The 20,340-nt window shown below is 59.2% G+C and carries 20 protein-coding genes and 2 pseudogenes; 12 read left to right on the top strand and 10 right to left on the bottom strand.

From position 1 onward, the window contains the following. The first annotated feature begins 17 nt into the window (after window positions 1-17). From ACTORR_RS13700 to ACTORR_RS13715, 4 genes are all read left to right on the top strand, one after another. Complete coding sequence (locus ACTORR_RS13700) at window positions 18-404, top strand: hypothetical protein (protein WP_441343678.1); 387 nt, start codon at window positions 18-20, stop codon at window positions 402-404. A gap of 453 nt (window positions 405-857) precedes the next feature. Next, window positions 858-1,130: a glutaredoxin 3 gene (gene grxC / locus ACTORR_RS13705; RefSeq protein WP_005005995.1), complete on the top strand. Its 273-nt coding sequence runs from the start codon at window positions 858-860 to the stop codon at window positions 1,128-1,130. Window positions 1,131-1,197: 67 nt separating this feature from the next. Beyond that, window positions 1,198-1,479: a DUF427 domain-containing protein gene (locus tag ACTORR_RS13710; RefSeq protein ID WP_003464986.1), complete on the top strand. Its 282-nt coding sequence runs from the start codon at window positions 1,198-1,200 to the stop codon at window positions 1,477-1,479. A 169-nt stretch (window positions 1,480-1,648) separates the two neighbouring features. After that, complete coding sequence (locus ACTORR_RS13715) at window positions 1,649-1,915, top strand: hypothetical protein (RefSeq protein ID WP_003464988.1); 267 nt, start codon at window positions 1,649-1,651, stop codon at window positions 1,913-1,915. Between the two features lie 860 nt (window positions 1,916-2,775). Here the strand turns inward: ACTORR_RS13715 and sdhC are convergent. From sdhC to tnpB, 3 genes are all read right to left on the bottom strand, one after another. Further along, the gene (gene sdhC / locus ACTORR_RS13720) at window positions 2,776-3,150 is read right to left on the bottom strand and encodes a succinate dehydrogenase, cytochrome b556 subunit (RefSeq protein WP_005005993.1); all 375 of its coding nucleotides are present in this window, start codon (window positions 3,148-3,150) and stop codon (window positions 2,776-2,778) included. Between the two features lie 114 nt (window positions 3,151-3,264). After that, window positions 3,265-4,845: an IS66 family transposase gene (gene tnpC / locus ACTORR_RS13725; RefSeq protein ID WP_060767565.1), complete on the bottom strand. Its 1,581-nt coding sequence runs from the start codon at window positions 4,843-4,845 to the stop codon at window positions 3,265-3,267. Window positions 4,846-4,863: 18 nt separating this feature from the next. After that, a complete protein-coding gene (gene tnpB, locus ACTORR_RS13730) occupies window positions 4,864-5,223 on the bottom strand; it encodes an IS66 family insertion sequence element accessory protein TnpB (protein ID WP_060767566.1) in 360 nt (119 codons plus the stop codon). Between the two features lie 754 nt (window positions 5,224-5,977). Here tnpB and ACTORR_RS13735 point away from each other — a divergent pair. Beyond that, on the top strand, window positions 5,978-6,496 hold the full coding sequence (locus tag ACTORR_RS13735) for a YkgB family protein (protein ID WP_003464991.1): 519 nt from the start codon (window positions 5,978-5,980) through the stop codon (window positions 6,494-6,496). Between the two features lie 29 nt (window positions 6,497-6,525). Here ACTORR_RS13735 and ACTORR_RS13740 read toward each other — a convergent pair whose 3' ends face one another. The 3 genes from ACTORR_RS13740 to ACTORR_RS13750 all read right to left on the bottom strand — a co-directional run bounded on the left by ACTORR_RS13740 (window position 6,526) and on the right by ACTORR_RS13750 (window position 11,223). Continuing rightward, a complete protein-coding gene (locus ACTORR_RS13740) occupies window positions 6,526-7,371 on the bottom strand; it encodes an AraC family transcriptional regulator (RefSeq protein ID WP_003464995.1) in 846 nt (281 codons plus the stop codon). Window positions 7,372-7,607: 236 nt separating this feature from the next. Further along, on the bottom strand, window positions 7,608-10,637 hold the full coding sequence (locus tag ACTORR_RS13745) for a Tn3 family transposase (protein WP_024015041.1): 3,030 nt from the start codon (window positions 10,635-10,637) through the stop codon (window positions 7,608-7,610). After that, window positions 10,621-11,223: a recombinase family protein gene (locus tag ACTORR_RS13750; protein ID WP_010465829.1), complete on the bottom strand. Its 603-nt coding sequence runs from the start codon at window positions 11,221-11,223 to the stop codon at window positions 10,621-10,623. Before ACTORR_RS13750 ends, ACTORR_RS13745 begins: the two co-directional genes overlap by 17 nt. Before the next feature lie 191 nt (window positions 11,224-11,414). Here ACTORR_RS13750 and ACTORR_RS13755 point away from each other — a divergent pair, with 191 nt between their 5' ends. From ACTORR_RS13755 to ACTORR_RS13785, 7 genes and pseudogenes are all read left to right on the top strand, one after another. Further along, a complete protein-coding gene (locus ACTORR_RS13755; RefSeq protein ID WP_003151133.1) occupies window positions 11,415-11,792 on the top strand; it encodes a type II toxin-antitoxin system RelE/ParE family toxin in 378 nt (125 codons plus the stop codon). After that, complete coding sequence (locus ACTORR_RS13760) at window positions 11,773-12,108, top strand: helix-turn-helix domain-containing protein (RefSeq protein ID WP_001172026.1); 336 nt, start codon at window positions 11,773-11,775, stop codon at window positions 12,106-12,108. The genes ACTORR_RS13755 and ACTORR_RS13760 overlap by 20 nt, the downstream gene beginning before the upstream one ends. A 14-nt stretch (window positions 12,109-12,122) precedes the next feature. Then, window positions 12,123-12,457 (top strand): annotated as a pseudogene (locus ACTORR_RS13765) (transposase). A gap of 23 nt (window positions 12,458-12,480) precedes the next feature. Continuing rightward, complete coding sequence (locus tag ACTORR_RS13770) at window positions 12,481-12,807, top strand: hypothetical protein (RefSeq protein ID WP_000091614.1); 327 nt, start codon at window positions 12,481-12,483, stop codon at window positions 12,805-12,807. Next, window positions 12,804-13,184 carry a hypothetical protein gene (locus ACTORR_RS13775; protein WP_001054412.1) on the top strand — a complete coding sequence of 127 codons (381 nt, stop codon included), beginning with the start codon at window positions 12,804-12,806 and terminating at the stop codon, window positions 13,182-13,184. The genes ACTORR_RS13770 and ACTORR_RS13775 overlap by 4 nt, the downstream gene beginning before the upstream one ends. 156 nt (window positions 13,185-13,340) lie before the next feature. Beyond that, window positions 13,341-14,596: pseudogene (locus tag ACTORR_RS13780) on the top strand (HD-GYP domain-containing protein). 131 nt (window positions 14,597-14,727) lie between these two features. Continuing rightward, entirely contained in the window at window positions 14,728-15,486 is a 759-nt protein-coding gene (locus tag ACTORR_RS13785; RefSeq protein WP_430304597.1) for a recombinase family protein, read from the top strand. A 277-nt stretch (window positions 15,487-15,763) separates the two neighbouring features. Here ACTORR_RS13785 and ACTORR_RS13790 read toward each other — a convergent pair whose 3' ends face one another. The 4 genes from ACTORR_RS13790 to pstA form a co-directional block, all read right to left on the bottom strand. After that, window positions 15,764-16,669, bottom strand: coding sequence for a response regulator (locus tag ACTORR_RS13790; RefSeq protein WP_054884756.1), 906 nt, complete (start codon window positions 16,667-16,669; stop codon window positions 15,764-15,766). A 164-nt stretch (window positions 16,670-16,833) separates the two neighbouring features. Further along, window positions 16,834-17,604 carry a phosphate signaling complex protein PhoU gene (gene phoU / locus ACTORR_RS13795; RefSeq protein ID WP_441343679.1) on the bottom strand — a complete coding sequence of 257 codons (771 nt, stop codon included), beginning with the start codon at window positions 17,602-17,604 and terminating at the stop codon, window positions 16,834-16,836. Between the two features lie 154 nt (window positions 17,605-17,758). Further along, a complete protein-coding gene (gene pstB, locus ACTORR_RS13800) occupies window positions 17,759-18,592 on the bottom strand; it encodes a phosphate ABC transporter ATP-binding protein PstB (protein ID WP_054884758.1) in 834 nt (277 codons plus the stop codon). Between the two features lie 72 nt (window positions 18,593-18,664). After that, window positions 18,665-20,335: a phosphate ABC transporter permease PstA gene (gene pstA, locus ACTORR_RS13805; protein ID WP_441343681.1), complete on the bottom strand. Its 1,671-nt coding sequence runs from the start codon at window positions 20,333-20,335 to the stop codon at window positions 18,665-18,667. Window positions 20,336-20,340 lie beyond the last annotated feature (5 nt).

Below are 20,340 nucleotides of genomic sequence, written 5' to 3' on the forward strand. Positions count from 1 at the left end.
CTCCCGCAAACGACCCCTTGATCGGGGGAGGCTCCGGCCTCGTGCCGTTGATGGCAATGATCCGGCAGCGCCGCGCATTGGCCCAAGCCGTTCCGACAGCGTTGCTCCTGTCCGCACGAACCGCCGAGGACGTTCTCTTCTCAGAAGAACTTCATTGCATCGAAATCAGCGATCCGGCGTTCGTCCTGGCGCTCGCGATTACGCGCGAGAAACCGGTTCGCGCATCGGACTTTGCGCGACGGATCGACGGCATGATGGTCCAAGAAATTCTAACCAGGCTTCAGGGAAAGCCGACGCAAGTGTTCGTCTGCGGGTCTAACGGATTCGTCAACATCGCAACCGATAGCGCGCTGCTGGCGGGCTTGGACGCCTCCATCATCAAGACGGAGCGCTACGGGGGCTAGCGGCGCGAGCTATCTCACGTCGCGCCGATCGTAGACGTGCGCCCTGGGAAGCTTTGGCGATCAACGTGAACCGTTTTGCCGAACACAGTCTTCGTACCCCCCGGCCTCTAGAACGCCTTCGCTCGCGATACCTGGCTCGACATCAAGCTCAATTTGAAAGTTCCTGCACTATCCGTCGTCCTGATATGCTCGACCAGCATGATGGGCGATTCGAGCGGGACCGCTTCCGTCCCAATCGAGGCTCGGTTACCTTAGAGCATCGGCTCGGCGCTACAGGAGGCGCGTGCGGCCTCTGCCTGGCGGTGAAAGCACTTTGGGCCATGTCGCCTGGATAGCGGCCAATCGTCAGCATCTGCTCCGATGTCGGCCAAGGTGCAGTCGCCATCTTTGAACGCCGCGAATTGGAGATCAACGCCATGACAGCGATCCGCGTGCAACTGCCGGAGATGCAATATGACAACTGATGTATTGCTGTACACCACGAATTGGTGCCCGTTCTGCCGCCGAGCGAAGGCGCTCCTCAAGGAAAAGGGCGTGCGATGGAAGGAGCTCGATATTGAGGCGGATCCGGCTCACCGGCAGGCCATGGCGGAAGCGTCGGGGCGAAGCTCCGTGCCGCAGATCTTCATCAATGGCACCCTTATCGGTGGCTCCGATGAGCTATTCGCGCTCGATGTCAGAGGCGAGCTCGACAAACTTCTCGGGCGCAACCCGCCTGCCACCTGAGGAGGTGCGGCTTGGGGCAGCCAGCCCGCGAGCCTTCGCCGGTTGATGAATACAAAAGGAGAGTCCGTTGGTCTCAGCCATCTGGAAAGACACTACTATCGCCACAAGCGACGAAACAGTCATCGTCGAGGGAAATCACTACTTCCCACCGTCAGGAGTCGACCTGAGCCTGCTTGAGATGAGCCCGCACACATCTGTCTGTCCGATCAAAGGCGCCGCGCGCTTCTTTCATGTTCGCGCGGGTGACGCGCTCAACGTGAACGCCGCTTGGACCTATCCCGCCCCCACTCCGGATGCCGAGGGTATCCGGGATTACATCGCTTTCTGGAAAGGCGTGGACGTTGCCTAGCAGACTGGACGGACGACTTCGCTGATAGCCATGCGGGCGCCGACATCTCAATTATCCTGCCCACCCCGGGCCTCGTCGGCTGCAGGAATCTGCCCGGCACCTTAGCGCGACCCGGCACTGGCGGTCTCGCACCCGCCGCGCCTCTGTTCTATCAATAAGGATGGATGACATGGAGCATTCCGAGTTCGATGCCGCTTTCGCGAAGCTTGCGGAGGGATACAGAGAAGGGACTTATGAAGGCCGGCGTTTCAGCTTGATCGTCCGGCGATCTGGGGACGGACGTCGCAACAGTCTGTTCGCCAGGGAGTTGGACGGGACTGACATTGTCAGCTTCAACCTCTTCCGCGTTACATCAGATAGGACATTGTTGAAGCCGTGCGAAATGTCCGCCGAAAAGGTCGTAGCGTTCGTGCTGGAGTTCCGACCGGACACCTGACGGGCAGAAGAAGATCCCGGCCAACCGGCGCGCCTGCGACGGCCGGCTATCTAAGGCTGCGCAAGCCTATAGCCGCAGCTCATTGCACTTCGTCTGGCGAGGAATTCAACATCGATACGTCGCCATCCGCGGGGATATCGGTACAGGCGCCCGTGTAAGCCAGATTGAGAAATCCTAAGCGATGACTAACACCAATGACGCCACCCTTCCGACACATTCTATTCTTGAGGAATGCACAGCGATGGCTGTCGTCAACGCTCTGAAGATTATTCTGAAGAACAGCTACGCGATCTACCTTAAGACAAAAAATGCCACTCGGGCGCATCCCGCCCCTACTTCAGGGACTTTCACTTGCTTCTCGCTCTGTCACTCACAGCATCGGCACGCCCATGACGCATGGTATCCAGGCCTCATAATTTTCCCATATAACCTTCTTGTCTTTTGCGCACCCAGAAAGACTCGAGGCTTTAACTGGACAGATGAGCCCTCGAGGGTAGTGTTCACCTGATTGGCTTTCTCATATCTGATGTTGATTCGCACAGTGTGCCAACCAGGTGATAGTTTCAAAAAACCTGCGCTTCAGAGCGAATTAGACGATCTTCGATAAGAGCGATCCGCCTCAAAATCCAAAACATCTAACATTGTCCTAGAGCCATATTTGTACCTAGTACTATGGCGCTCCCATTAACACATTTGATGATGCACAGAAAACTTAGCTCATGATAGCTTTCAGCTAACAGCTATTCGGAAGCCCGAAAGGATTCAACCGTTTAAGCGTGAACCGTCGATTATAAATACTTTCGTAAGTTAGCTTTAAAGGACGCTTTTAGTCCTTGTAAATACGCATTACGACTCCACAGCTACCAAATCCATACGGCGCCAGCAACCATTAAAACACCCGACACTACTAAAACAATAGTAGAGGCGCGATTGCTGCCTTTCAAAGTATGACCAACACCCACATCCATAACTAGGTGTCGAATTCCGGCTACGAGATGATAAATAAATGAAGAGTATACCAACCAGAAACTAACTTTGCCGAAAGGTGAAGAAAAAATCTCCTTGACTTCATTAAAACCCTTTTCTGACTCCAACGATTTGCTCAGCATATACAGTATCAGTCCCAGAAAAATAAAGAGCATAATTCCTGAAATCCGGTGCAGAATCGATGTAAGCGCCGTGAGAGGAAGCTGAATGGTTCGAATATCAAGATTAACCGGCCGCTTTTTATTCATTTTGACTCCAGTCAACAATTCTAGTGGGGGATTTCAGTTTTCGATCTCATTCATCATAGCAGCTGTAACGAGTGCGATCCATGAACCCCACCTATCACATGATGGGGCAGCAGGTTACCGTGGCATCTCTGGCGAGCAGTTCCACGGCAGAAGAGCTTCGTAGTCGGCCACCGAGGATGCATACGGCAGGCGCTCAAGTACGTGGCGCAGCCACGTATAGGGCTCCTGGCCGTTGACCTTGGCGGTCTCAACCAAGCTGTAGATCTTTGCGCTGGCACTGGCGCCGTTCACGGTGTCGCTGAACAGCCAAGCCTTGCGCCCGATGACAAATGGCTTGATCGCACGCTCCGCAAGGTTGTTGTCGATCGGCAAATGGCCGGCCTCGACATAGCGTTCCAACCGACTCCAGTTGTTGGCCAGATAGTGCACGGCCTTGCCCAGCACACTTTGCGGTGTGACCTGGGAGTACGTCTTGTCCAGCCAGCTTTTCAATTGGCCGAGGATCGGTAGGCTTCTTTCTTGGCGACCGATGAACCGCTGTTCGTCGCTGACTTCCTTGAGGTCGCGCTCGATGCCGTACAGCTTGTTGATCATCGCCAGCGCTACATCGGCGCGGCCCGTCTTACCCTTGGGCTGCACTTTCTGCGCATCGACGAACTTGCGTCGAGCATGAACCATGCACGCCAGCCGCTCGATATCGGGCTGCAACGCCAACGCGTTGTAACCGGCGTAATCATCGGTCATCACATAGCCGCGATACCCTTCCAGCAGGCGTAACGGTACTTCCTGCGCACGGCTGGTGGTGTAGTCAAATAGCACAACTTGTCGATCAGGCGGGCCGCTGGCCTGCACCCACATCCAAGATTGGCTGGTCGGGTCGCGGTCTGGCTCTTTCAAGACCTGTACGCGCGTTTCGTCGCAGTGAATCACCGGACTTTCCAGCAGCCGGTCACGCATCAGGTTTAACAGTGGCTGGAAGTGTTCGCTGCACTGGATCACCCAACGCGCCAGAGTTTGTCGTGGAATGTGGATGCCGTGTCGGGACAGTACGCTTTCAAAACGGTGCAGCGGCAAGCCATCGACGTACTTGGTCGTCAGCAGCATGGCCAGCACGCTGGGGCTGGCCATGCTCTTTTCGATCAATTGGGCTGGCTTGTCAGCGGTAACCGGCGCGGTTTCGCAGCCCCGGCACCCGTAAATCTTGCGCACGTGTTTGAGTACGCGGATCTGCATCGGCACGATGTCGAGCTGCTCGCTGGTTTCCTCGCCAATGACATGCTTGCGGCAACCACAGGCGCAGGTCAGTTCGTGCTCGGGCAGGTCGTGGATGACTTCGACCCGAGGCAGATCGGCCGACAGTGGTTTGCGTTTGCCGCGACGTTTGGCAGGCGCAACGACTTCTTCGTCGGCATCGTCAACCACCGCCAGTAGCGGGTCGCTTTCGGGTTCGTTGAACATCGCCAGTTGCGGCGTGTTGGGATCGACAGTTTGCTCGGACTTACGGCCAAAGAAACGGTCACGCCATAACTTGATCTGCTCTTTCAGGTCGTCGATGTGTGTCGTATAAGCCTCCTTGACCTCCTGCTCGCGCACACGGGCAGCCGATTGCTCACACGCACGAGCAGCGTAACTCTCAAGCAGCATTTGCTTAAGCAGAACAGGGTCATCCGGGAGGTTGTCGGGCACTGAAATCATGGCCCGGATTATACCGGGTCAGGCGACGAAACGGGGCGTCAGAACCTGATGCGGACGGTTGCGCCAGAGGTCTAAGCCGTCGAGTAACCAGTTAAGTTCCTGGACGGTCAGGACGATGGCTTCGTCGGTGGCGTCGGGGGAAGTTTTGAAACGTTCGGCTTCGAGGCGCTTGAGCCAAAGGCAGAAGCCGTTGCGCTCCCAGTACAACACCTTGATGCGGTTACGGGCTTTATTGAGGAAGACGAAAAGTACGGGGTCGAACACGGCGACTTTGATGTCCAGCTCGACCAGGGCGGTGAGGCCGTCGATGGATTTTCGAAAATCCACAGGCTTGGGATAGAGGTACACCTTTTCGACTTTGCTGTCGGGACGCATCATGGCGGACTGGCTCCAGAAAGAAATCGGGAGCGCAGCATCGGGCTTCAGGTAGTCGCTTGGAATGTGGGCTTCATGGAGCGGATACGCTGTAACTAAGGCTGGCGGCGACAATAATGGAGATATTCGGGGCTTACGTTGCATTTTGAGGTCGCAAGTGCATGTGCGTAAATTGAAGCAAATTGCAAGGTTATGCCCAATAGGTAGCTAGCTTATTAATTTAACAAAAGTGACGTGTGTCGTTCTGCAGGGCATGCTGTTCCCCAACCCTGGAAAACCTATCCTCTTTAACACGTCAAAGTCGATTGATAGGCTTGCTGCAACAGCTATCTGCCCGGTTGAAGTCGAAGATCGATGTATCTGTAGGGTTTGGAAATAAATGCGGGCGCCCACCGCACTCACGGCTCAGTTACCATTCTTTGTGCATCGCGGCCGCGCGGCTAGTTGGTAGCTGTTCTAAGCCTAGTCAGTGCCGCCCTTCGCCCCAAGCCCCATAGTCAGATTTGAGAAATGACAGTAGGCGATGCCGCAACGCGCTTCATCGACCTATGTAAAACGACTCCTTTATCGAAATAGTGCACTCATCGCTCTCCACGGCGATCCCTTCATCGCGAATTGCACCGCCCAAGACGATCTGCACTGAAATCAATACTTTCTGATGCCTCTTGATTAGAGATGCCAGCCATAATCATCTCATCGCCAACGCATACGGCGTTCGGCAGCCAACACACTCTCACTCACTACTGGAAGCTCAGACATGAAAACCATAGGCATTGAAAACTCGAAGTCCAGCGTACAGGCCCACTTAACGCTTGGAACCAAAACTATGGGGCTAGGTATCTATGGCGCGTACTTGGCTCTCGCTATTATTTACTTCTGGTTCGGCGGCATGAAATTTACCCACTACGAGGCCGAGGGCCTGGTTCCACTGGTGAGCAACAGCCCGCTTTTGGGATGGGTGTATAGCATTTTTTCGGTCGACATGTTCTCCAGCCTGCTCGGCATACTAGAGATTTCGATCGGCACTCTGATCGCAGGCCGCATGCTGTCGCCCAAACTATCCGTGGTAGGAGGCGCTCTGTCTGCAGGCCTGTTCTTCACAACCCTTAGCTTTATGTTTTCCACTCCGGGCGTCATTGAGCCTAGTTTAGGGTTTCCGGCGATTTCCGTTGCGCCAGGTCAGTTTCTGCTTAAAGACTTAGGGTTGCTTGCTGTTTCGATATTTGTGGCAGGCCATTCGCTGGTTGAACTGGAAAAACGTAAAATTAATGCATAATTTTTTCAATGGCTTAAGGCAGTAATGCCTTAGGCCTTTTTGCCATCATTTTCCCCCGCCAGATCTTTCAACCAGTCACGAGGGCTCAACCCCGTCTTGCGTCTAAATGCGCGAGACAGCGCCGAAGGACTTTCGTAGCCGACTTGAGCTGCAATCAGCGTAATCGAGCGCCCTTCTCGCATCAGCTTCTGAGCCAGGCTAACTCGCCAACTCAACAAATAATCAGCAGGCGTCTGTCCGATGACACTCTTGAAATGCACGGCATACGCAGCGCGTGACATATTTGACTCACTGGCCAGCTCTGCTATTGACCAGGCATGTTCCGGGGAGTTGTGCATCTGTAAAAGCGATCGGGCAAGCCGCATGTCGGCCAGTCCAGCCATCATTCCGGTGCGCAACTGGTGATGATCGAGCAGGTAACGGAGCAACAGAATGATTAGGAGCTCAAATAAGCGCTCAAGCGCGGCTTCCCTTCCACAATGCACATTTGCCGCCTCGGCAAACATCCACTCCAACGTGTCTGCCAGCATGGGCAGATCATCGAGTGCGAGCACCAAACAGTCCGGTAATGAAGCCGACAAAGGATTATCAATTCCGCCCTCAAACTCCATGGAAGCACACAACAACTTTGCGCCATCGGACTCACCCGCAAACAATTGATGCTTGGCGGGGCGTGGCATAAAAATCAAGCTAGGGCGAGTGAGCTGCAAATCCTTGCGATCGGGACCAAGCAACGTCACGCTGCCGGCCTGAAGCAGATGGATATAACCTCGCCGCTCGGCGCCATCGTAAGATGCAGAGCCGCATAGGTCGCCGTCATAGAACAGATTGGCCCGCACGCCGAACCGCGAGAGCAAATTAGACAAACGATCCATTGGCCGATCCTTGACGAGTCAGAACGCACAGACCATACCATCTGCGTTGTCGTTCAGTGCCTGTAGCGAACATGCCGGCGTAAATCAGCCAACGGATAAAGTGATCACTGAGCAGCTCAGCCTCCCTTTCCAGTTCGGCTGTTAAAAAAACAACACCGTTGTTTGAAAGCACCAGCAAATCAAGTGCTCACTCTTCTATTTTACGGGGTTGTACGCCGGAATCCCAGAAATTTCCGTCAGCCCAGCTCCAGTCCCGCCACGAGCGCATCCAGGTCGATGAACTTGCCGTCAGTCTGGAAGGTGTAATGCCCGTTCAGCAGGATGTGCCGCCAGGCCGCTGGCGACATCTGCGTGATCAACGCCAGCGCCTTGGCATTGCCAGCTGCCTCGTACTTCGTCAGCAGCAGGGACAGGATCGCCGAGTTGTAGAAGATGATCGCGTTGCCGATCAGCCTGGCGCACTGGTTGCTGATCTCGATTTCGATGTCGGTGCGGCCGGTCAATTCCTTCTTCCCACCGACTTGGGCGATGGTCGAGCGTAGCTGGTGATAGGACTCAATGCGGTTCTGCGAGCGGTGAACATTACGCTCCAGTTGCGGGTCGCGCAGGTAGCGCAGTGTGTAGATACTGCGGATGAGCTTGTCGAACTCGAAGATTGCGCGCCGCGTCGGGTTCGGCGCCGTATAGGTGCACAGCTTGCGGATCAGCGTGCCCTGCGTCATTTCCTTCAGGCCCAGTGTGGCGACGATTCGGTCGATGTTCGCCTTCTCACCGACGATGAGTTGCCGGTCGATCTGGCCAGCCGGCCGGATCAGGCATTTCTCGTACAATGCCAGATCATCGGCGCAATACAGCTCCTGCAACTGGTCGTCGAGGTCGGTGAAGCGCGGCTCGAAACGAAGTCCGAACCAGTGCAGGATGGCGAAGTTGGCCTTGTTGATGCTGTGCATGTCGCCGGTGATCGCGCTCGGCACGATGTCCGACGTGTTGCGGTACCAGATGTCGAACACGTGGTGAGCCTCGTACTCGTGTGCGCCTATCAGGTAGCCGTTCAACGGCACGTGATTGCACAGCAGCGTGTAGGCGACGACGCCCTTGCCGCGGCCGAAATATTTGCGCGAGTAGCGCGCCTTCACAGTTGGTCGCTCGACGCCGAATTTCTGCCCATCAACGGCACCGTACAACGAATCGAGGTCGAACGAGTAATGCGGGAAGATCGGCAGTGCGGCGATGGCGTTGCTGATGCAATCGTTGGCCACATGTAGCGTCGCCTGGCGCAGGTACTGCTGGTAGGTACTCTCCAGGACGTGGTACGGGATGTCGCTGGTACGTGCCATAACCTGGTTGCCGTGGTTCATGGCTTGGGCAATGATCACCGCCATCAGACTGTCGGCGTCGGCTACCTTCTTCGCATAGCGTGGCTGCAATGGTGTCAGCGCCGACAGGAACTGGCACTGGCCGTTGACGAAGCGAAACACGTCGGCGACATCGCAGTATGGCAGTTGCTCGTAGAGAGCTTGCTCGCGCGCCTTCTGGTTCTCCCCCTTGGGCTTGCGCCAGGTCAGTCTCTGCGTGTCCTTGTCGTATTCCAGGTGCGTCAGCTTGCCCTGTTTCAGCTCGCGATTGAACGCCACCCATTGCGCACGCAACTCGGTCGCCAGTGCATCGAGCTGGGCACTGACCGGCTGCCGCAGGAAGGGGATGTCCATCTGCGCGAGCACGGCGGCTTTCTCGTCCATCGAAACCAACTCGTCGGACAAATGCCGGTGCTGCAAGCTATCGTCAATGTAGAGCTCGCCCGCCTGGAAGCGTTTCCTGACCTGACGGTAAAGCCAGAATTCGTAACGATCGGCATGCAGGCCTGTCGGCGTGCCTTCGGCATCGAACATCAGCAGGTACGGACGCAAGCGTTTCGGCAGCGTTGCCGCCGGACATTCGTCGAGTGGCCGTTGTGATAGGCGCTGCTGCTTGGCGAACACGCTCTTGGCCCAAGTCAGCGCCGCGAGCCATGGGTTATCGGGGGCCGTGCCGGCGAAGTCGAGCGCGACGTACAGCGGCCGTAGATGGCGTCGAATGCGTTCGGCCAGGCCGTCCACCGCCTGCCAGTGCAGCGCCAGTTTGTTCAGTGGCTTGACGCTCATGCGCTGCGCCGTGTTTTGCAGCAATTCCCTGGACATGATTTTGTAGGCGCGTTGGCGCACCTCGCCGAACGGCGTCGGATCGGCCACGCTGTCGTCCACGTACAGCGACAGCAGGCGGCCAACCTGCGGCGTTTCCTGATGGCGTCGCAGCTGTTCGGCGACAAAGGACTGTTTCGCACCCGTGCGGCTCTCGTCCTCAAGTTTTTTCATGTGGAAGGCCATCGCGTCGACCAGGTTGTCGGTGAGCTGCCGGTAACGTACCCAGGCATAGCACAGCAGGTAGAGCCGGGTCTGCTCCGCCTTCAGGTGGCGCAGGTCATGGACGGTATAGAAGTTCGCCAGGCTCGCGTAGTACAGCAGGTTCTGCTGCGAGATGCCGAGCTTGGGCAGCAGCGCCTTGGCGATCCCGTGCAAGGACTTCAGCGTGGCGCGCTTCTCGCGCTCCCCTGCCATCTGACGCCAGCCGAAATCTTTAGCGTCCTGCTTGAGCGCTGCCAGTTGAGACAGGGTGTCGTCACGCACCAGGAGCTGGCCCAGCGCAGCTTTGGCCGATTCGTCCAACACTTCTGCCAGCAAGCCGCCCAAGCGCCTGCGTTCGGTGGACAGGGCTTCACTGACCAGCTCTTGTAAGGTGGTGTGGCCGGGCCGGATGATTTTGTGCTCGCTGAGCCAAACGATCAGTTCGGCGGCCACGAATCCTGGCATTACGTCGCGCCGCACGATCTGTTCAGCCTGCTGTGCCAGTTGCGGCAGGAAGCTAGCCGCCCACGACCGGTAGCCGAACAGTTCGGCGATCTGACCCCTCTGGCTGTAGTGCTCATGCTTGGTGATCGCCTTGCGTTCGAACGCTTCGCCGTGGAAATAGCGACTCAGCACGAAGGCGCAATCGTCCTCGACCTCATGCCAATCGAAGCGGAAGAAAGCATGCTTGGCCTTGAAGTAGCCGATCTGCAAGACGCAATAGACTTGGGCCTGCAGGCTAGGCCGGCTGCTGGCGAACGCCAGTTCAGATTCGGCCAACGCCAGGTATTCCAGCCGCTGAGCATCGTCGAAGTCCGGTAGGCCGTACAAGGCTTCCTGCTCTGCGTCAGAAAAGACGGTGAGTAGCTTATTCTTGTTGCTCATCGACCGTCCTTCCCGCACCACGCCAACCTGCTCGCGTCAATGTTTCGATCAACGTAGTGCGCTTGACATTGAAGTTGCGGCACACCGCCGCCTTAGACATGCCGCCATCGAGCGCGGCGACGATGGCGTCCAGCTTCTCACCAGTGATCGCCTGCGGCCGGCCGCCGATCCGGCCGCGTTTGCGTGCGGCGGCCAAGCCCGCGACGACGCGCTCCTGAATCAAGGCGCGCTCGTACTGCGCGAGCGCACCGAACACCTGGAACAGGAATTCGCCCGAGGGCGTCGTAGTGTCCAGGTTCTCTGTCAGCGAGCGGAACGCCACCCGCTTGTCCTTGAGCGAAGTCACAATGGCGAGCAGGTGCGACAGCGAGCGACCGAGCCGGTCGAGTTTCCACACCACCAGCACATCGCCGGCTCGAACGAACTCAAGCGCCCGCGCCAAGCCGGCACGGTCATCCTTCGCGCCAGAGGCACGATCCTCAAACAGGTGACGCGGATCGACGCCGGCGGCGAGCAGCGCGTCGCGCTGCAAGTCCGTGCTCTGGCGGTCGGAGTCCGACGACACGCGCATGTAGCCAACCAACATAGGCGGATAACCATCAAAAACAGGTTTCCGCATAATAGTGAATAGCGATAGAGTTTTCCGTACATTTTTGAGGGGGTGTTGCACAGGTAGCACAGCGGCGGCTGACAGCCTGTCGCAAAACAAATGTTTTACGACACCTCCTTGAGGTTGCCGCGTTTACATCATTACCTGAACAGGTATAAAATTCCGTCATGACAAACAAAGAAAAACCGCTCGAATGGATCGCGAGCAGCCACAAGGATTTGATGGCGTTGCCGTCCGACGTGCGTCGCCGTTTCGGTTACGCGCTCTCGTTGGCGCAGATAGGCGATCAGGATGACGCAGCAAAGGTGCTCAAGGGGTTCGGTGGTGCCGGCGTGCTGGAGGTCGTCGAAGACGATGCCGGCGGCACCTATCGAGCGGTATACACGGTCAAGTTTGCGGAAGCGGTGTTCGTCCTGCACTGCTTCCAGAAGAAGAGCAAGAGCGGAATCGCCACGCCAAAGGCCGACATGGACATCATCCGCGCTCGGCTGAAGGTGGCCGAGGTATTGGCACAGGAGCTACGAAATGCAAAAACGAATCATTGAAGGCGTCGAGGTTCAGCGCAGCTCGGGCAACGTCTTTGCCGACCTTGGACTGCCTGACGCTGAAAAGCTCAAGATCAAGACCGGCCTGGTGGTCGAGATCAGGAGGGCCATGCGCGCCCTTGGGCTGACTCAACAAGCGGCGGCCAAACGCATGGGCATCCCGCAACCGAAGGTGTCGGGCATGATGCGCGGCGACTTCACCAATCTATCCGAACGCAAGCTGATGGATTGTCTGAATCGCCTCGGCTACGACATCGAAATCAAGGTACGGCCAGCAGCCGAGCCGATCGGGCATCTAACGCTCGCAACCGCTTAATCGGAGCTCTCCTGATGGCAGCCCGCATCACCGACGACGAATGGGACGAACTGACTCCCGAGAATTTCGATACCACGGCACTGCTGCGTGCAGTCGATGCCGTGGACGTGCTGCGCGGCGATTTGAATGACAGCGCAGACGGCGCACCTCCGCAACTGCGCACCGACCTGTTGAAGCTGCATCAACTGGCAATGGCCGCGTTCAACGAGGGATCACGCAGCCGAGTGGCTGAGCTATTTGATCTCGCCGTGGATCTTCAGGATCAGGTTGATCATCTGATGACCTCGCTGGAACAAGTGCAAGAAACCCTGTCCCGGTGACGGCGCTCTACCCAGAAAGCCTGTCCTGAATGTTCTTGGAGACAACCACATCATGAGCCGCAGCCGCCGCAAAACGCCCATCGTTGGGCACACGACCTGCCGTAGCGAGCGCGAGGACAAGAAACTCTGGCATCAGCGCTGGCGAACCCACGAGCGCACCGCGCTGGCCAGCGCGTCGCCGGAAGCTCTATGCGCCCATCTGCCTCTACTGGAAAACCAGGTCAGCAACGTCTGGTCGATGGGTAAGGATGGCCGCTCCTACTGGCCCATCAAGCGCCAGGCCGCCACGGCGGATCGCATTGCCAACCACAAGGGACGCAATCCGCAAGAGCGCGCCTCCCTGAAAAAGCGTCTGCTGCGCAAGTGGATGAGCAAATGAACCTGTCCACCATCGAGGCGCTGGCTATCGCTTGGGCGCGAATCGCTGAAGAAGCAGAACTCCCAGCCGGCTACGAGGGCACGGCGACGCCAGAGGCGCATCGGGCCTGCGAGGTGATCCAGGAGCGGATTCGAGAGCACGTCGTCGCCACCAATGACATGCGGCTGTTCGGCCTGCTGCACCTGCTTGGGCAGGCGTCGCTGCGCATGGAGCAAGCGCTGTGGCCGGAAGAATATGCGCGGATGACCCGCGAGGTCGAGGAAGCTCTCCGAGAGGCCGACGACCCCAACGCCAAGTCGTACACCCACGAAGAAGTCATGCAGGCGATGCAGGAACGCATCGACCGAGCGCGAGACAAAGCCATGTTGATCGGCTGACGGAAATTTCGGCGGTTCCGGCTGATCCAAGAATCTTGGCGTGACCTTACCTCCGCTCTACCGCTGGGTGCCAGCCTCGGCGCACGCCTAACCACCCAACTCAGAAAGGAAAATAAGTTGGTAAAACGCATTCCCGTATCCGAGCTTCGTCTCGGCATGTACATCCACAAGCTCGCCTGCTCTTGGGTTCGACACCCATTCTGGCGCGGCAGCTTCCTGCTGACCGAGCCTCAGGATCTCTCTGCCATTCGAGAATGTGGCGTCGGGGAGGTCTGGGTCGACTTGGCCAAAAGCCAAGTCGACCCAGAGAGCCCAGAGAGCCCAGAGAGCCCAGAGCCCAGAGCCCAGAGCCCAGAGCCCAGAGCCCAGAGCCCAGAGCCCAGAGCCCAGAGCCCAGAGCCCAGAGCCCAGAGCCCAGAGAATTGTCGGAGGAGCAATCTCTGCCGTCTAGTCCACTAAGCAAGAAAAGTGACGGCGCAACCTCAATGGAGAGCGAAATGTGTTATGCACGGAAACTCTGTCTTGCGGCCAAGTCCCAAGTCATGGACATGTTCCAGGAAGCCCGGCTTGGCAAGGCCGTCGACCCAAGCACGACGTTGCCGCTGGTCGGAGAAATCGCTGCCTCGGTGCTGCGCCAACCTCATGCCCTCATCAGCGTCGCACGCATCAAAACGCACGACGATTACACCTACCTGCACTCGGTTGCCGTCTGCGCCCTGATGCTATCGCTGGCCCGGCATCTCGATCTAGACGAGGAGCAAACGCGCCTGGCTGGCATCGGCGGACTGATGCACGACCTAGGCAAGGCCGCGATGCCGCTGGAAGTGCTTAACAAACCAGGCAAGCTCACCGATGCCGAGTTCGCCATCATGAAGCGCCACCCTGTGGAGGGCGCAAAGATGCTGCGCGCAGGCGGGGCCGAGCCCGGGGTGGTGGACATTGCCCTGCACCATCACGAGAAGATCGACGGAACCGGCTACCCGGATCGCTTGGCCGGTGACGCCATTTCACTCCTGGCCCGCATGGGCGCAATCTGCGACGTCTATGATGCCGTGACGTCGGAGCGAGCCTACAAAAAGCCGTGGGACCCGTCCGCGGCGATGCGGCAGATGGCCAAGTGGGAGGGCCATTTCGACAAACGCATCTTCCACGCCTTCGTCAAGGCCGTGGGCATCTACCCCGTCGGCTCCTTGGTTCGCCTGTCCTCTCAGCGTCTGGCCGTTGTCGTTGAGCCGGGAATGGAATCACTGCTGACTCCCAAGGTTCGCGTGTTCTTCTCGCTACGCTCGAGAGAGCCGATCCCGATGCAGACCATCGACCTGGCGGCCACGAGTTGCAAGGACAGTATCACTGGCCCCGAAGACCCGACGCTCTGGAACTTCAAGAACCTCGACGACTTGTGGATGGAATAGCCCCCACAAAACGACGGCCCCGTGAGGGAGCCGTTGAACATCGTCGAGCGATGCCCGTCCAGGGAGGGATGGCCGAGCTCGATTCTCCAGAAGGTAGCTGGTGACACGAGTGTTGAGCCCACCCAACTAGGGTGACGGAAATTTCTGGGGTTCCGGCTTACATCCCCCTCAAGCACCTGGTCGAGTTGGTCGGCGAGCTGGCAGAGCGCAAGGTCGGCTTACAGAGCCTGAATGACCCCATCGACACCACCCACGCCCAAGGCCGCCTGGTGTTCAACCTGTTCGCCTCGCTGGCGGAGTTCGAGCGCGAGCTGATCCGCGAGCGGACTCAGGCGGGTCTGTCGGCCGCACGGGCGCGTGGCCGGATCGGTGGCCGTCCCAAGGGCCTGCCAGCCAAGGCTGAGGCCACCGCCATGGCGGCCGAAACCCTCTACCGCGAAGGTCGCCTGAGCGTCAGCGCGATCGGCGAGAAGCTGCACATCTCCAAGAGCACGCTGTACAGCTACCTGCGCCACCGTGGTGTCGAGATCGGCGCGTACCAGAAGAGCGCCAGGTCACGCGACCAGCAGCCTTCGGCCGCGTCGCCGGCAGAGCCGCCCGCCGCCGAGCGGGTGGCCACCGTCACCCTGCGCCTCGCGGTGGTGAATAACAGCAAGTTCGTGCGCGGCCGGAAGCGGGCCACGGAGAACATTGAGCGCTACTGCCTGGAGCCCTATGGCATGAAGCGGCTGGATGCCGGCCACTATGAGTTGACCATTCCGTATCGGAGCGACGATGAGCTGGACAAGAGCGTGCATGACCTGCTGACCGAGATCAGCCAGGAGGCCGACATGCGCAACTGTTTTGTCGAGATGGGCGCCTGGGAAGAAGACACCGAAAAGCGTTGGTAGGGCTTACGTTGGTTTTTGGTTCCATTGCTCCCCAAACCCCACGGTCTTGTAGATCGTCATGCCCACGCTCGACGCCGAGGCCGAAAGCAAGGCACAGAAAAGCAGCAAGCGGGCGGCGGCTGGCATGATGGTGGCTTTTTGACAGATATGGTCTGTCGAAGACTAGCAGCGGGATTTGAGAGCGGTATTGCAGCCGGTCGGAAGAACCCGGCAGGTTGATGCAGACCTTGTGGGAACGGGCAAGCCCGCTCCCACAGGGTTTTGTGTATGGCCTTGATCAGGCGCCGGGCGTGAAATGCTTCTGCTGTGTACCACGGGCAATCAGGCGCGACAGGTAGTCGAGTTTCTGCGCATCCTGGTCGACGAACTTGAAGGTCAGCTGCAGCCAGTCACTTTCTGGCTTGGGCTCCAGCGCCGCGATGGCGTGCAGGTAGCCGTTCAGGCGCGCCACTTCCGCGTTCTCACCCTGCTCCAGGTCGAGCACTGCGCCCTCCAGCACCTGTGGCAGCGTTGTACTGCGGCGCACCACCAGTAACGCTTCCTTGAGGCTCAGCGCCTTGATCACGCAGGGCTGGGTGCCGCTGGCCAGGCGCAGCTGACCCTGCCCCCGCCCGACCTGGGCCGCCGCAGCCGCGGCCGTCTGTGGCTTCGGCGCATTGAGCAAAGGCTTGGCCGCCGCGGCAGCAGCAGGTGCCGCCACCTTGGCCGCTTCAGGCTTGCCACCGGTCAGTGCGCTCAACGAGTCGTTGGCGAAGGCCGAATTCACCCGTGCCGGTGCACCAGCCATCAGGCTCTCCAGCTTGCCGATCTTGCTCAGGGCTTTCTTCACCTTGGTCAGCAGCTGCTCGTTGGTGAACGGCTTGCCGACGAAGTCGGAGACGCCGGCCTGGATGGCCTGGATCACGTTCTCCTTGTCACCACGGCTGGTCACCATGATGAACTGCAGGTCCTTCATCTCGGGCTGCTGACGGCACCAGGTCAGCAACTCAAGGCCAGACATCTCCGGCATCTCCCAGTCGCACAGCACCAGGTCGAACGGCTCCTTGGCCAGCATGGCCATGGCTTTGCGACCATTGACCGCGTCTTCGATGACCATGCCCGGGAAAGCATTGCGCAGGCACTTCCTGACCAGGTCACGAATGAACGGCGCGTCATCCACGACCAGCACATTGACTTTACTCATCGATACTCCTCTTGAACCCGACTAGCCTACCGCGCAATGGTGGCCACTTGCCAACTCTAGGGTCACGCCGGGACTTCTTCGCATCGTTCGCGGGTGCCTGCTGATTGCTCTGCCACACACGCAAACGCCCGGCACGGGCCGGGCGTCGATGCTCGGGAGCAATCTTATTTATCGTCAGGTTTGCCCGGAACATTAGCGCTTTCGGCCGCATCCCCCACAGAGCCTTCGACTTCAGCCTTCATGCGCTTGAGGCCCATGTGACGGACATCGGTGCCGCGCACCAGGTAGATCACCAGCTCCGAAATGTTTCGCGCGTGGTCGCCGATCCGCTCCAGCGAACGCAACACCCAGATCACGCTGAGCACCCGCGAGATCGAGCGCGGGTCTTCCATCATGTAGGTGACCAGTTCACGCAGGGCCGTCTTGTACTCGCGGTCGATGGTCTTGTCGTACTGGGCCACCGACAGTGCCAGGTCGGCATCGAAGCGGGCGAAGGCATCGAGGGCATCGCGCACCATGTTGCGCACCTGGTCGCCGATGTGGCGCACCTCGACGTAGCCGCGCGGCGACTCGCCTTCTTCGCAGAGCTGGATGGCGCGGAGAGCGATCTTGGTCGATTCGTCACCAATGCGCTCCAGATCGATCACCGACTTGGAGATGCTGATGATCAGGCGCAGGTCGGAGGCCGCCGGCTGGCGACGGGCGAGGATGCGCAGGCATTCCTCGTCGATGTTGCGCTCCATCTGGTTGATCTGTTCATCGACTTCACGCACCTGCTGAGCCAGACCCGAATCGGCCTCGATCAGCGCGGTGACGGCATCGTTCACCTGCTTCTCGACCAGGCCGCCCATGGCCAGCAAGTGGCTGCGCACCTCTTCGAGTTCGGCGTTGAACTGCTGGGAAATATGGTGGGTAAGGCTTTCTTTGTTGATCATCGTTTCGCTCCGCGAAGCAGCAAGCTGCAAGCATCAAGTGGTTCGTCTCATTCCCTGTGGGAGCGGGCTTGCCCGCGAACACCGGCGAAGCCGGTGCCACACACCGCGGCGCCTGCTTCGCGGGCACGCCCGTTCCACAGGAGCCGCAGGGCTGCTAGCCGTAACGACCGGTGATGTAGTCTTCGGTCTGCTTCTTCGCCGGGTTGGTGAACAGGGTGTCGGTATCACCGAATTCGACCAGTTTGCCCATGTACATGAACGCGGTGTAATCCGAAACACGGGCCGCCTGTTGCATGTTGTGGGTCACGATGACGATGGTGTATTTGGACTTCAGTTCGTAGATCAGCTCTTCGACCTTCAGCGTCGAGATCGGGTCCAGCGCCGAGCACGGTTCGTCGAGCAGCAGCACCTCAGGCTCCACGGCGATGGTACGGGCAATCACCAGACGTTGCTGCTGGCCGCCGGACAGGCCCAGGGCGGACTCGTGCAGGCGGTCCTTGACCTCGTCCCACAAGGCGGCGCCCTTCAGTGCCCATTCCACGGCTTCATCGAGCACGCGTTTCTTGTTGATGCCCTGGATACGCAGGCCGTAGACCACGTTCTCGTAAATGGTCTTGGGGAACGGGTTGGGCTTCTGGAACACCATGCCGACCCGGCGACGCAGCTCGGCCACGTCTTCGCCCTTGCGGTAGATGTTGTTGCCGTAAAGGTTGATGGCACCTTCAACGCGGCAGCCGTCGACCAGGTCGTTCATGCGATTGAAGGTGCGCAGCAGGGTCGACTTGCCGCAGCCGGACGGGCCAATGAAGGCGGTCACGCGTTGCTTGGGAATGTTCATCTGCACGTCGAACAGGGCTTGTTTGTCGCCGTAGAACAGGCTCAGGCCCGGCACTTCGATGGCCACGGTTTCTTCAGCCAGGCGCAGGCCCTGCTTGTCACGACCCAGGGCAGACATGTCGATGCCGTGGGTATGGGAATCATGCTGCATGGTCAACTCCATACGCTATCAATACGTTTCAAAGGGCCGCCGATTGGCAGGCGGCACGCTTGCAATCCAGGCTCAGCTGTCTAGCGCCTTGTACTTCTCGCGCAGGTGGTTACGGATCCACACCGCCGACAAGTTGAGGGTTGCGATCACCAGCACCAGCAGCAGCGCGGTGGCATATACCAGCGGCCGCGCAGCTTCGACGTTAGGGCTCTGGAAACCGACGTCGTAGATGTGGAAGCCCAGGTGCATGATCTTCTGGTCCAGGTGCAGGTACGGGTAGTTGCCGTCCAGCGGCAGCGATGGCGCCAGCTTCACTACACCCACCAGCATCAGCGGCGCCACTTCACCGGCGGCACGGGCCACGGCGAGGATCATGCCGGTCATCATCGCCGGGCTGGCCATCGGCAGGACGATCTTCCACAGGGTTTCGGCCTTGGTCGCACCCAGGGCCAGGGAGCCTTCGCGCACGGTCCGTGGAATCCGCGCCAGGCCTTCCTCGGTGGCCACGATCACCACCGGCACGGCCAGCAGCGCCAGGGTCAGCGAAGCCCACAGCAAGCCCGGGGTACCCAGGGTCGGCGCGGGCAGCGCCTCAGGGAAGAACAGGCGGTCGATCGAGCCGCCCAGTACATAGACGAAGAAGCCCAGGCCAAACACGCCGTAGACGATCGCCGGCACGCCAGCCAGGTTGTTCACTGCGATGCGGATCAGGCGGGTCACCGGGCCTTGCCTGGCGTATTCGCGCAGGTAGACCGCGGCCAGCACGCCGAACGGCGTGACGATTACCGCCATGATCAGGGTCATCATCACGGTGCCGAAGATGGCTGGGAAGATGCCGCCCTCGGTATTGGCTTCACGCGGGTCGTCGCTGAGGAATTCCCAGACCTTGGCGAAATAGGTACCCATCTTGCTGAAGCCGGACATGGCATTCGGCTGGATGGCGTGCACCACCTTGCTCAGGTTGATTTCCACTTCGCGGCCGTTGCCGTCGCGGGCCACCAGGCTGTCACGGACGAAGGCCTGGTGCAGGCCCAGCAGGCGCTCCTCGACGGCCTTGTAGCGGCTGTTCAGCTCGGCGCGTTCGGCGTCGATGTCGGCCTGGGCGGTGGCGTCGAGCTTGCCGTCCAGCTCCAGTTTGCGGCCGTGCAGGCGCAGGCGCTCGAGGCCATGGTTGATGGCCCCGATGTCTTTCTTCTCGAGGGTTTGCAGTTCGCTGTTGAGCTGGTTGGCACGCTTCAGGCGGGCTTGCAGCTCGTTCCAGGCCGCCGGGCCTTGGGCAACCACGCGGCCCTCTTCCTTGACGCTGACCAGGTAGCCGTAGAAGTTGCCCCACTCGCGGCGCTCCAGGGCGATCAGGTCAGCCGGGCGCTGCTCGTCGACCAGCCACTCGCCGACCACCCAGGTGAAGTCGCTGCCGTTGAGGTCGCGGTTACCCACCTTGACCAGCTCACGGGTCATGAACTCCGGGCCGTCGTCCGGCACCGGCAAGCCGGCGCCCTTGAGGCGGGCACGCGGTACTTCTTCCTTCTGCACCACCTCGCCGATGACGATGTGGTCGGCCTGGCCCGGCACCTTGTAGGTGGCCTGGATCAGGTCGGCCGGCCAGAAGTGGCACAGGCCGCGCACGGCGATTACCGCCAGCAGGCCGACGGTCATGATCACCGCCATGGCCACCGCGCCACCGCTGATCCAGACGCCCGGGGCGCCGCTCTTGAACCAGCCTTTGAGGGAATCCTTTTTCACGGATC

The sequence above is a fragment of the Pseudomonas sp. SAR267 genome (genome assembly GCF_052077595.1).
Lineage (GTDB): Bacteria > Pseudomonadota > Gammaproteobacteria > Pseudomonadales > Pseudomonadaceae > Aquipseudomonas > Aquipseudomonas vlassakiae.

Bases quoted from the DNA above. Each gene is read 5' to 3' on its own strand.
- ACTORR_RS13715 (WP_003464988.1), top strand. From the start codon at position 1,649: ATGGAGCATTCCGAGTTCGATGCCGCTTTCGCGAAGCTTGCGGAGGGA.
- tnpB (WP_060767566.1), bottom strand. From the start codon at position 5,223: ATGATGCGTCCCGACAGCAAAGTCGAAAAGGTGTACCTCTATCCCAAG.
- ACTORR_RS13745 (WP_024015041.1), bottom strand. From the start codon at position 10,637: ATGAGCAACAAGAATAAGCTACTCACCGTCTTTTCTGACGCAGAGCAG.
- phoU (WP_441343679.1), bottom strand. From the start codon at position 17,604: ATGATCAACAAAGAAAGCCTTACCCACCATATTTCCCAGCAGTTCAAC.
- ACTORR_RS13755 (WP_003151133.1), top strand. From the start codon at position 11,415: ATGACAAACAAAGAAAAACCGCTCGAATGGATCGCGAGCAGCCACAAG.
- ACTORR_RS13760 (WP_001172026.1), top strand. From the start codon at position 11,773: ATGCAAAAACGAATCATTGAAGGCGTCGAGGTTCAGCGCAGCTCGGGC.
- sdhC (WP_005005993.1), bottom strand. From the start codon at position 3,150: ATGAATAAAAAGCGGCCGGTTAATCTTGATATTCGAACCATTCAGCTT.
- ACTORR_RS13750 (WP_010465829.1), bottom strand. From the start codon at position 11,223: ATGTTGGTTGGCTACATGCGCGTGTCGTCGGACTCCGACCGCCAGAGC.
- pstB (WP_054884758.1), bottom strand. From the start codon at position 18,592: ATGCAGCATGATTCCCATACCCACGGCATCGACATGTCTGCCCTGGGT.
- ACTORR_RS13770 (WP_000091614.1), top strand. From the start codon at position 12,481: ATGAGCCGCAGCCGCCGCAAAACGCCCATCGTTGGGCACACGACCTGC.
- ACTORR_RS13740 (WP_003464995.1), bottom strand. From the start codon at position 7,371: ATGGATCGTTTGTCTAATTTGCTCTCGCGGTTCGGCGTGCGGGCCAAT.
- grxC (WP_005005995.1), top strand. From the start codon at position 858: ATGACAACTGATGTATTGCTGTACACCACGAATTGGTGCCCGTTCTGC.
- ACTORR_RS13790 (WP_054884756.1), bottom strand. From the start codon at position 16,669: ATGAGTAAAGTCAATGTGCTGGTCGTGGATGACGCGCCGTTCATTCGT.
- ACTORR_RS13735 (WP_003464991.1), top strand. From the start codon at position 5,978: ATGAAAACCATAGGCATTGAAAACTCGAAGTCCAGCGTACAGGCCCAC.
- tnpC (WP_060767565.1), bottom strand. From the start codon at position 4,845: ATGATTTCAGTGCCCGACAACCTCCCGGATGACCCTGTTCTGCTTAAG.
- ACTORR_RS13775 (WP_001054412.1), top strand. From the start codon at position 12,804: ATGAACCTGTCCACCATCGAGGCGCTGGCTATCGCTTGGGCGCGAATC.